Raw genomic sequence first — 10021 nt, 5'->3', positions numbered from 1 at the left:
TGGTTTCCGGTGACGAAGAAGGCGCCCTGGGAGGCCACCAGGTCCCGCAACGGCTCTGCGGCAGCACCGAGTTCGTCGACGGTTCCGTCCACCAGGTCGCCGACGACGGCCACCAGATCGGGCCCGGCGGCGTTGATCATCGACACGATCCGTTCAGTGTGCGCGCGCCCCAGCAGCGGGCCGAGGTGGATGTCGGAGACCACCGCGATGCGGAAGCCGTCCATCGCGGGAGAGAGTCGCGGCAACCGCAGCGGAACCTGCAGCAGTTCGGGGCGCCCGAGCGCGTTGGCCATGCCGAAGCCAGTCAGGCCGACCGCGGTGACGCCGGCGGCGACCGCAGTGGTGCGGGCAAGGAAGACGCGGCGGTCCACCCCGGGCCCGGGCTCGGCCGGCTCTTCGCTCCGGCCGGCCGGGCGAAGGGCTCGCCTGCGCCGGATCCACGCCACCAGTCGGACCGCCTCCAGCACGAGCAGCACCAGGAACAGGTAGACGAGCAGTCCGAACCAGACATATCCCGGCCACGCCACCCAACCGGAGTCGGCGACTCCGAAGACCCGGGGCACCACCAACGCGGCGAACAGCAACGCCATCAGCGCGACGAGTCCCACCGTGAGCAGGCGGCGGGTTCGGCCGGGGACGGTCGTGTCCCTGACCATCCGCTTCCAGACGTAGAGGTGCATCAACACCAGGATCGAGCCGAGAACGAGAAGGAACATGAAGCCCTTTGCACGATGCGACAGTGAGTACAGCTTAGTTTCCGCAGGCGAGCCGGCCCCACGAGCTTCACCCCCATAAGTCACATTTGAAACACTGATCACACCCGTCACCGCGTGGCTCCCCGATCGCGCGCCCCGGGTCGCTTAGTCTTCGCTCACGATGGCGACCTTGTGGAAGTACTGTGCGCGGGCATCGGCGCTGGTCACAGCGGCCATGTTGGTGGTGGCTCCGGCAGCGGCGGCCGACCCGGCGGTCGACCCGAACATCTGCCCCTACCGGGAGACGACACCGCCCGCCGTGGACCTGTCCGAGGTTCCCGAGTTCGGGGATCCCCCGGCTCCGCTGCCGGTGCCGGCCAAACCGCTCGGCGGGGACGCCCTGTCGGGCTGCGGCATCATCACCGCACCGGGCACACCGCCGGTGCCCGAGGAGGTCTCCGCCGAGGCATGGCTGGTCGCCGACCTCGACACCGGCGACGTCATCGCCGCCCGCGACCCGCACGGCCGGCACCGCCCCGCCAGCGTCATCAAGGTCTCCACCGCCATGCAGGCGATCCGCGACCTACCCCTGCACAAGGTGGTACCGGGCACGGCCGAGGACGCAGCCCAGGAAGGCACCAAGGTCGGTGTCGGTGAAGGCGGCTTCTACTCGATCAACGACCTGCTGCACGGCCTGCTGATGTATTCGGGCAACGACGCGGCCCACGCGCTCGCAATGCAGATGGGCGGCATGCAGGCCACGCTGAACAAACTCAACGTGCTGGCCGGTCAGCTCGGCGCCCACGACACGCGCATCGCCACCCCGTCCGGACTCGACGGCCCCGGGATGAGCACCTCGGCCTACGACATGGGCCTGTTCTACCGCTACGCCTGGCAGAACCCTGTCTTCGCGAACATCGTGGCGACCCGCGATTTCACCTTCCCCGGACGCGACGGATCGACCTATCCGATCGAGAACGACAACAAGCTGCTGGCCAACTATCCGGGCGCACTGGGCGGCAAGACCGGGTTCACCGACGACGCCGGGCAGACCTACGTCGGCGCCGCCGACCACGACGGCCGCCGGCTGGTGGCGGTGCTGCTGCGCGGCACCCGCCAGCCGATCGCCCCGTGGGAGCAGGCGGTGCGGCTGCTCGACTACGGCTTCGCCACCCCGCCGGGCACCAAGGTCGGCAGCCTCATCGAACCGGACCCGGCACTGGTCGCACCCGAACCCGATCCCGCCGCCACGACGACGACCACGACGGCCGACGCCGTCCTGCCCGAGGTCGACGCGCTCCCGGTCCGCATCGGCGTGGGTGTGATCGGCAGCATCGTGGTTTTCACCTTGATCATGGGCGCACGGGCGCTCAACCGGCGCCCGCAACACTGAGCGGTCAGCGCCGGCGCCACCGCGAAAACGTCAGCACCCCAAGCGCTCCAGCCGCCGCGGCCGCCACCGCCTGCCAGGGGCCCAGACCGGGCCGGGTGATGACCCGGTTGTGGATGACAGCCGGGCCGGGAGCAGGCAGCGCCGCATCGCCCATGTTCTCCGGCATCGTCGCCGCCCACGCGGTGGAGAACAGCACCAGCCGCGCGGTGATGTAGGCGAACACCATCAAACCCAGCACCGGGCCGAACGTCGCCCCCGCCGGACCGGTGAGCACCGACCGCAGGTAGATCGAGGCGACCAGCTTGAACACCTCGAAGGCCACCGCGGCGATCAACCCCGCCCGCATGCTGCTGCGGAAGCTGACCGACTCCCGCGGCAACCGTGCGATCACGTAGGTGAACAGCAACCAGGACACCAGGATCGAGATGGCGATGGACGCGACGCGCAGGGTCAGACTGAGAATCGCCGAGTCCTGGAAACCCAACCAGTGCAGCAGATCTTTTATCACCCCGGTGTTGCCCAGCGCGGTGAGGGCCAGCGTGAACACACTGGCGACGAACAGCGACACCAGGGCGAGCAGATCGGACAGCTTGGTCTTGACGAACCCTGCAGGCTTGTCCCGGAACAGGCCCCACATCTGGCTCAGCGCCTCGCGCAGGTTGTTCATCCAGCCCAAACCCGCCCACGCCGCGGTCGCGAGGCCGATGATGCCCACCGAGGTGCGCGACTCGATGGCGGCCTCCATCAACTCGATGAGTTGCTGGCCGAGGTCGCCGGAGACGTTCGCGCGGATCTGGTTTTCGGTCTCCATGAGCAGTTCCGGCCTGCTGGCCAGCACGAACCCGCCGATCGCGAAGCCAACCATCAACAGCGGGAACAACGCGAAGATGGTGTAGTAGGTGATGCCGGCGGCGTAGAAGTTGCCCTTGCTGCTGTTGTACCGCTCCTGGGCCCGCATCACGTGGTCGAACCACGGCATCCGGGCCCGCAGCCGGGCCATCAGGCCGGGCTTGTCGTCGGAATCGCTCGCGGACGGCGCGGTCATCCGACCCCCTGCTCGTTGTCGTCGTCGCGCGGCGACGGTGCCTACGGTTTCGCTGGCAGAAACCCTAGGCGGTCATATACCCGGCGCAACGTCTTACCAGACACCTCACGCGCCCGCTGGGCCCCGGCGGCCAGCACGCTCTCCAGTTCTGCCGGGTCGGCGAGCAACTCGTCAACCCGGTTCTTGATAGGTGTGACGAACTCCACGACCGCCTCGGCGGTCTCCTTCTTCAGATCCCCGTATCCACGCCCGGCGTAGCCGTCGACGAGTTTGTCGACCTCGGCGCCGGTGACCGCGGCCTGAATGGTCAGCAGGTTCGACACCCCGGGCTTGCCCTCCGGGTCGAACCGGATCTCGCGCTCACTGTCGGTCACCGCGGAGCGAATCTTCTTGGCGGTCTTGGCCGGATCGTCGAGCAGGCTGATCAGCCCGGCATCGGTGGCCGCCGACTTGCTCATCTTCGCGGTCGGGTCCGCCAGATCGTAGATCTTGGCGGTGGCCTTGGGGATCATCGCCTCGGGCACGACGAAGGTGTCCGGGAAGCGCGTGTTGATCCGCTGGGCGACGTCGCGCGCGAGTTCGAGGTGCTGACGCTGGTCCTCACCGACGGGCACCAGGTCGGTGGCGTAGAGCAACACGTCGGCGGCCATCAGCACCGGGTAGGTGAACAGTCCCACGGTGGTGGCGTCGACGCCCTGTTTCTGCGATTTGTCCTTGAACTGGGTCATCCGCGACGCCTGCCCGAAACCGGTGAAACATCCCAGCACCCAGGCCAATTCGGTGTGCGCGGGTACGTGACTCTGGACGAAGACGGTGGCCCGGTCCGGGTCGATGCCCAGCGCGAGGTACTGCGCCGCGGTGACCAGTGTCCGTTTGCGCAGCGTCGCGGGGTCCTGGGCGATCGTGATGGCGTGCAGGTCGACGACGCAGAAGTAGGCGTCGTGGCCGTCCTGCAGGCCGACCCACTGCGCGACCGCGCCCAGCGCGTTGCCCAGGTGCAGGGAGTCCGACGTCGGCTGCGCGCCGGAGAAGACGACCGGCTTGGATGGCGTGCTCATGATGGCCGCCATTGTCCCATGGAGCCCTGCGCGGCGGATTCGGCGTGCCCGGTCGACGCGTGGGTGCCGGGCCGCGCCCGAATCACCCGTACTCGACGGTGACCGGGCAGTGGTCGGACCAGCGCAGCGCGTAGGCGGCGGGACGTTCGGTGCGCACCGACGAGACCCGCGCGGCCAGCGCCGGGGTGGCCAGGTGGTAGTCGATGCGCCACCCGGCGTCGTTGTCGAAGGCCTTGCCCCGCCACGACCACCACGCGTACGGGCCGGCGGCCCCGGGGTGGGCCTGACGGACGACGTCGACCCAGCCGGTGGACAGCAGATCGGTGAGCCATTGACGTTCCTGCGGCAGAAAGCCCGCCTTCTTGGTGTTTCCGCGCCAGTTCTTGATGTCGTTCTCGGTGTGGGCGATGTTCCAGTCGCCACAGAGCACCGCTTCGCGCCCGCTGCAGAGCAACTCGGCCATCCGGTCGACGACCGCGGCCATGAACCGTTCCTTCTCGAGTTGGCGGTCAGTCTCGGCTTCACCGGTCGGAAAGTAGACGCTGCCCACCGTCAACCCCGCGGTGTCCACTTCGAGGTAGCGGCCGTGGTCTGCGAATTCCTCTGCACCACAGCCGATTCTGACTCCATCGAACGGTGTGCGGGACAGCACCGCGACGCCGTTGCGCCCCTTGATGTGGGGCACCGCCGACGCCAGGTGCCACCCGTCGGCAAGCGCCGGGGCCAGTGCGCCGGCCAGTTGCTCGTCGTCGGCCCGCGTCTCCTGCAGGCACACCACGTCTGCGGCGGTCTCCGTCAACCAGGGCAGCAGGCCGAGGTTGTCGGCCGAGCGGGCCTTGACCGCTGCCCGGATGCCGTTGACGTTGACGGTGCTGACGGTGAGAGCGCGAGCCACGACCGCCGACCATAGCGCCGCAACGGAGCACACATTCTTGCGGTACCGCCGGTATCACCTTACTGTCGGGCCATGGCACCACGAGAGCCGATTCACACCGGATCCGGTGAGCCGGTCCTGTTGCTACACCCCTTCCTGTGCTCCCAGAACGTGTGGCGGGCGGTCGCCGCCCAGCTGAGCGCGACCGGCCGATTCGAGGTGTTCGCGCCGACCATGCTGGGCCATCACGGCGGACCACCGTCGCCGACCTGGCTGCTGCACACCGAGATGCTGGTCGACGACATCGAGCGGCGGATGGATCAGCTGGGCTGGCAGACCGCCCACCTGGTCGGCAATTCGCTGGGCGGCTGGGTGGCGTTCGAACTCGAACGCCGCGGACGGGCCCGCACGCTCACCGCGATCGCGCCGGCGGGCGGCTGGCCGCACCACTCGTTGTCGAAGTACGAAACCGTGCTGAAGTTCGTGGCCGGCGGGCCGGCGCTGGTCGCGGCCCGGCTGCTCGGACCCCGCATTCTCGACCTCCCGCTGGCCCGGCGCCTGGCGACCCTGCCGGTGAGCGGACCGGCCGACGGCCCCAGCGACGAGGACCTGCGCGCCCTGGTCGAGGACGCCACCCACTGCAGCGCCTACCTGCAGCTGCTGGTCAAAACGCTGCGGCTGCCCGGCCTACTGGAGCTGGCCGGCCTGGGCGCCCCGACCCAGCTGGTGCTCTGCGGACGGGACCGGGTCTTCCCCACCCCGCGGGGCAACCGCTACTTCCTGCGCCACCTGCCCGAACACGCCGAGGTGGTGCGTCTGCCCGAGCTCGGGCACATCCCGATGCTCGAGGCACCCGATCGCATCTCGGCGCTGATCGGCGAGTTCATCGAGCGGCACGCCGGCCCGCAACGCGCCATCGGCTGAGACCCCCGGCAACGCCCGACGACCTCCGCGTTCCGGCCCGCGCCCGGCACTGCGACGCAACCCAGTGGCACCGCACCAGCGCAGTGCGATACGCTTCGACTCGGTCATGAGTGCCAGCGCGAAGCCCCGGCTTGCTGGCCGGCAACCCTCCAACCGCGGTGGGGTGCCCCGGGTGATGAACCAGGTTGAGTAGCCACAACCGGCTACGCGGCAAGCGCGGGTCCGCCGTGAACGGGCCCCCTGAGTAGACAGGGACACCTGATGGCGAGGTCACCGATGCACTGTTGTCGGTAACGCAACAGCGATCACCTCACCATCACAGGAGCCCGTCCGGAGGAGAACCGAAACAACATGAGCGGCGAACACGTACCCAGCGACGACCCGACGTCCCGGTGGTCGTTCGAGACCAAGCAGATCCACGCCGGGCAGACGCCCGACTCCGCCACCAACGCGCGGGCACTGCCGATCTACCAGACCACCAGCTACGCGTTCGACAGCACCGAGCACGCCGCGGCGCTGTTCGGCCTGGCCGAGCCCGGCAACATCTACACCCGGATCATGAACCCGACCACCGATGTGGTGGAGCAGCGCATCGCCGCCCTGGAAGGCGGCGTGGCGGCGCTGTTCCTGGCCTCGGGCCAGGCCGCCGAGACGTTCGCGATCCTCAACATCGCCAACGCCGGTGATCACATCGTGTCCAGCCCGCGGCTCTACGGCGGCACCTACAACCTGTTCCACTACTCACTGCCCAAGCTCGGCATCGACGTGACGTTCGTCGACAACCCCGATGACCCGGAGTCGTGGCGCGCGGCGGCCCGGCCCAACACCAAGGCGTTCTTCGGCGAGACGATCTCCAACCCGCAGATCGACATCCTCGACATCCCGGCCGTCGCGGCGGTGGCCCACGACGTCGGGGTGCCGCTGATCGTCGACAACACCATCGCGACGCCCTACCTGATCCAGCCGCTGCGCCACGGCGCCGACATCGTCGTGCACTCGGCCACGAAGTACCTGGGCGGGCACGGCACGGCCATCGCCGGGGTGATCGTCGACGGCGGCACCTTCGACTGGACCAACGGCCGTTTCCCCGGGTTCACCACCCCCGACCCCAGCTACCACGGTGTGGTGTTCGCCGAACTGGGCCCGCCGGCATACGCACTCAAGGCCCGGGTGCAGCTGCTGCGCGACCTGGGTTCGGCGGCCGCGCCCTTCAACGCGTTCCTGATCGCCCAGGGCCTGGAGACGCTGAGCCTGCGCCTGGAACGCCATGTGGCCAACGCCCAGCGGGTGGCCGAGTACCTCGCCGGACACCCCGACGTCGTCTCGGTCAACTACGCCGGGCTGCCTACTTCACCGTGGTACGAACTCGGAAAGAAGCTTGCGCCCAAGGGAACCGGTGCGGTGCTGGCGTTCGAGCTGGCCGGCGGGATCGAGGCCGGCAAGGCGTTCGTCAACGCGCTGACGCTGCACAGCCACGTCGCCAACATCGGCGACGTCCGCTCCCTGGTGATCCATCCGGCCTCGACCACCCATCAGCAACTGTCGGCCGAGGAGCAACTCGCCAGCGGGGTGACACCCGGCCTGGTCCGGCTCGCAGTCGGGATCGAGGGAATCGACGACATCCTCGCCGACCTCGACCAGGGCTTCACCGCCGCAAAGCCGTTCGCCTCGGCCGTCGCCGACCCGCAGACAGTTGCATCGTTCTGAGGATGGTGACGTGACTATCGTGGATGTTGTTCGAGAGTGCGTGGCACTGCCACCCGAGGGTGAAGTCGGCGTCATCGACATCGGATCGGTCACCCTGGAGAACGGTCAGGTCATCGATGACGTGTCGATCGCGGTGCAGCGCTGGGGCGAGTTGTCCCCGAGCCGCGACAACGTCGTGATGGTGTTGCACGCACTGACCGGCGATTCGCACATCACCGGGCCCGCCGGGCCCGACCATCCGACCCCCGGCTGGTGGGACGGTGTGGCCGGACCGGGCGCGCCGATCGACACCGACCGGTGGTGCGCCGTCTCGACCAACGTGCTCGGCGGGTGCCGCGGCTCGACCGGGCCCGGTTCGCCGGCCCCCGACGGAAATGCCTGGGGCTCAAGGTTCCCCGCCGTGTCGATCCGTGATCAGGTCACCGCGGATCTTGCCGTGCTCGACCGGCTCGGCATCAGCGAGGTCGCCGCGGTGATCGGCGGCTCGATGGGCGGCGCCCGGGCGCTGGAGTGGATGATCGCCCACCCCGACAACGTGCGCGCCGGGCTGGTGCTGGCGGTCGGTGCCCGGGCGACGGCCGACCAGATCGGCACCCAGAGCAGCCAGGTCGCGGCCATCAGGTCCGACCCGGACTGGTGCGGCGGCGACTATTACGGCACCGGCCGCAGCCCCGAGCTGGGCATGCAGATCGCGAGACGGTTCGCCCACCTCACCTACCGGGGCGAGTCCGAGCTGGACGACCGGTTCGGCAACGACCCGCAGGACGGTGAGGATCCCGGCACCGGCGGCCGCTACTCGGTGCAAAGTTACCTGGAGTATCAGGGCCGCAAACTGGTGTCGCGGTTCGACGCGGGCACCTACGTGACCCTCACCGATGCGCTGTCCAGCCACGACGTCGGCCGCGGCCGCGGCGGGATCGAAGCCGCTCTGCGCGACTGCCGGGTGCCTGCGATCGTCGGCGGCATCACCTCTGACCGGCTCTACCCGCTGCGTCTGCAGGCCGAACTGGCCGAGTTGCTTCCCGGGTGCGACGGGCTCGACGTCGTGGACTCGAAGTACGGCCACGACGGATTCCTGCTGGAAACCGACGCGGTCGGGAAGCTGATCCGCCGGACGCTGGACCTCGCTGACCGGTGAGCGACACCGCCAGGGCGCGTTCACTGTCCTTCGGCGCTGAAGCCGCTGCGTATGAGCGGGGCCGCCCGTCCTACCCTCCGGAAGCCATCGACTGGTTGCTGCCCGACGACGGGCCCGGCCGGGGAGCTCCGCTCGACGTTCTCGACCTGGGCGCCGGCACCGGCAAGCTGACCACGCGGCTGGTCGAGCGCGGCCTGACCGTGGTTGCGGTGGACCCGATCCCGGAGATGCTGGAGCTGTTGAGCGGGGCGCTGCCCGACACCCCGGCACTGCTGGGGACCGCCGAGGACATTCCGCTGCCCGACGACAGCGTCGATGCGGTGCTGGTGGCTCAGGCCTGGCACTGGTTCGATCCCGACCGCGCCCTGCGGGAGGTGGCGCGGGTGCTGCGACCGGGGGGACGGCTGGGACTGGTGTGGAACAACCGTGACGAACGTCTCGGCTGGGTCAAGGATCTGGGCCGCATCATCGGCCATGAGGTCGACCCGTTCAGCCAGACGGTCGATCTGCCTGCGCCGTTTGCCGAGATCGCCCGCCACCAGGTGGAGTGGACCAGCTATCTGACCCCCCAGGCGCTGATCGATCTGGTCGCCTCCCGTAGCTACTGCATCACCTCGCCGGAGAATGTGCGGGCCCGCACCCTGGACGAGGTCCGCGGTCTGCTGGCCAGCCATCCCGCCCTGTCCAGCAGCAACGGGCTGGCGCTGCCGTATGTCACGGTGTGCATCCGCGCCACGCTGTCCTGAACGATCCACCCGATGTAACAATTCGGAAACAATACGCTCACAGGTTTTGAACGCCGATTCCCGAGCGTTTGCCCAGTTGAGGACGACAAGGCTGGGACCCGGCCCCCGCCGCCGGGGGGCGACGCAACTTGAAGTCGGCGTGTCACCTCGCATACGTTCGTTTCACCGATGATTTGAAACTCTGAAAAGCGATACGTGTTCGGTGGTGACAGCTAACTAGTTATGGAATCGGTCAACCCTGCGCTGAAAGATCTTTCAGACGAGAGCACCAAAGACGGGCAACAGCGTCCCGATGCTACGCAGCGACGCCTGCGCCGCCCGGAGGCTTCCGACGCCCTGGCGGTGCACCGACTCGTTGCTGACAGCGGGGTTCTGGACCTGAATTCGACGTATACCTACATGCTGCTGTCGACGGACTTTGCCGACACGTCCATCGTCGGT

At 68.6% G+C, this 10021-nt stretch carries 9 protein-coding genes, 1 pseudogene and 1 riboswitch; of the genes and pseudogenes, 6 read left to right on the top strand and 4 right to left on the bottom strand.

From position 1 onward, the window contains the following. A partial coding sequence (locus ACN27A_RS33545; protein ID WP_421458877.1) for a metallophosphoesterase occupies positions 1-827 on the bottom strand: 827 nt, incomplete at its 3' end. A 49-nt stretch (positions 828-876) separates the two neighbouring features. Between ACN27A_RS33545 and ACN27A_RS33540 the strand changes: the two genes are divergently transcribed. Continuing rightward, positions 877-2088: a D-alanyl-D-alanine carboxypeptidase family protein gene (locus ACN27A_RS33540; protein WP_421458875.1), complete on the top strand. Its 1212-nt coding sequence runs from the start codon at positions 877-879 to the stop codon at positions 2086-2088. Between the two features lie 4 nt (positions 2089-2092). On the opposite strand, the gene yhjD is transcribed toward ACN27A_RS33540, so the two are convergent. The 3 genes from yhjD to ACN27A_RS33525 all read right to left on the bottom strand — a co-directional run bounded on the left by yhjD (position 2093) and on the right by ACN27A_RS33525 (position 5086). After that, entirely contained in the window at positions 2093-3133 is a 1041-nt protein-coding gene (gene yhjD, locus ACN27A_RS33535; protein ID WP_421458873.1) for an inner membrane protein YhjD, read from the bottom strand. A gap of 41 nt (positions 3134-3174) precedes the next feature. Then, positions 3175-4194, bottom strand: a complete 1020-nt coding sequence (gene trpS / locus ACN27A_RS33530) for a tryptophan--tRNA ligase (protein WP_421458878.1) — start codon at positions 4192-4194, stop codon at positions 3175-3177. Between the two features lie 79 nt (positions 4195-4273). Then, the gene (locus tag ACN27A_RS33525; protein WP_421458870.1) at positions 4274-5086 is read right to left on the bottom strand and encodes an exodeoxyribonuclease III; all 813 of its coding nucleotides are present in this window, start codon (positions 5084-5086) and stop codon (positions 4274-4276) included. Positions 5087-5158: 72 nt separating this feature from the next. On the opposite strand from ACN27A_RS33525, the gene ACN27A_RS33520 reads away from it, so the two are divergent. The 5 genes and pseudogenes from ACN27A_RS33520 to ACN27A_RS33500 form a co-directional block, all read left to right on the top strand. Continuing rightward, complete coding sequence (locus tag ACN27A_RS33520; RefSeq protein WP_421458867.1) at positions 5159-5989, top strand: alpha/beta fold hydrolase; 831 nt, start codon at positions 5159-5161, stop codon at positions 5987-5989. A gap of 102 nt (positions 5990-6091) precedes the next feature. Continuing rightward, positions 6092-6212, top strand: a riboswitch (SAM riboswitch). A 128-nt stretch (positions 6213-6340) separates the two neighbouring features. Beyond that, the gene (locus ACN27A_RS33515) at positions 6341-7696 is read left to right on the top strand and encodes a bifunctional o-acetylhomoserine/o-acetylserine sulfhydrylase (RefSeq protein ID WP_421458866.1); all 1356 of its coding nucleotides are present in this window, start codon (positions 6341-6343) and stop codon (positions 7694-7696) included. Between the two features lie 10 nt (positions 7697-7706). Beyond that, entirely contained in the window at positions 7707-8834 is a 1128-nt protein-coding gene (gene metX, locus ACN27A_RS33510; RefSeq protein WP_421458864.1) for a homoserine O-acetyltransferase MetX, read from the top strand. Continuing rightward, the gene (locus tag ACN27A_RS33505; RefSeq protein ID WP_421458862.1) at positions 8831-9580 is read left to right on the top strand and encodes a class I SAM-dependent methyltransferase; all 750 of its coding nucleotides are present in this window, start codon (positions 8831-8833) and stop codon (positions 9578-9580) included. The genes metX and ACN27A_RS33505 overlap by 4 nt, the downstream gene beginning before the upstream one ends. Positions 9581-9802: 222 nt before the next feature. Beyond that, a pseudogene (locus ACN27A_RS33500) lies at positions 9803-10021 on the top strand (hypothetical protein); the annotation flags it as partial.

The sequence above is a fragment of the Micromonospora sp. WMMD737 genome (assembly GCF_049179055.1).
Classification (GTDB): Bacteria; Actinomycetota; Actinomycetes; order Mycobacteriales; family Micromonosporaceae; genus Micromonospora; species Micromonospora reichwaldensis.
Note: the sequence above shows the minus strand (reverse complement) of the source record. Positions and strands in the feature narration are given on the sequence as shown.